Annotated in this window: 1 protein-coding gene; it reads left to right on the top strand. The window is 60.1% G+C overall.

What is annotated here, in order from left to right; all coding sequences use genetic code 11:
* On the top strand, window positions 1-373 hold a 373-nt coding region (locus ETC05_RS17570), incomplete at its 5' end, for a tripartite tricarboxylate transporter permease (RefSeq protein ID WP_171661572.1).
* Between the last annotated feature and the right edge of the window lie 20 nt (window positions 374-393).

Below are 393 nucleotides of genomic sequence, written 5' to 3'. Positions count from 1 at the left end.
CGGCGTGTGGGTACGCCTGTTGAAGGTGCCGTATCGCTTCCTGTATCCGGCCATCCTGGTGTTCTGCTGCATCGGCGTGTATTCAGTGTCGAACACGACGTTCGATATCTTCCAGACCGCGCTCTTCGGCTTGATCGGCTACATGTTCGTCAAGCTGCGCTGCGAACCGGCGCCCATGCTGCTCGGCTTCGTGCTTGGGCCGATGATGGAAGAGAACTTCCGCCGCGCGCTGCTGCTCTCGCGCGGGGATTTCTCCACTTTCGTTATGCGGCCGCTGTCGATGGGGCTGCTGATCGCGGCGGGCATCCTCGTCTTGCTGGTGGCGCTGCCCGCCATCAACAGAAAACGCGTGGAAGCGTTTCAAGAAGAATAAGCATGGCGACGTTGCTGCAT

Source organism: Geobacillus sp. BMUD (genome assembly GCF_013096845.1).
Lineage (GTDB): Bacteria > Bacillota > Bacilli > Bacillales > Anoxybacillaceae > Geobacillus > Geobacillus vulcani.
This window is presented reverse-complemented; position numbering and strand designations above follow the sequence as displayed.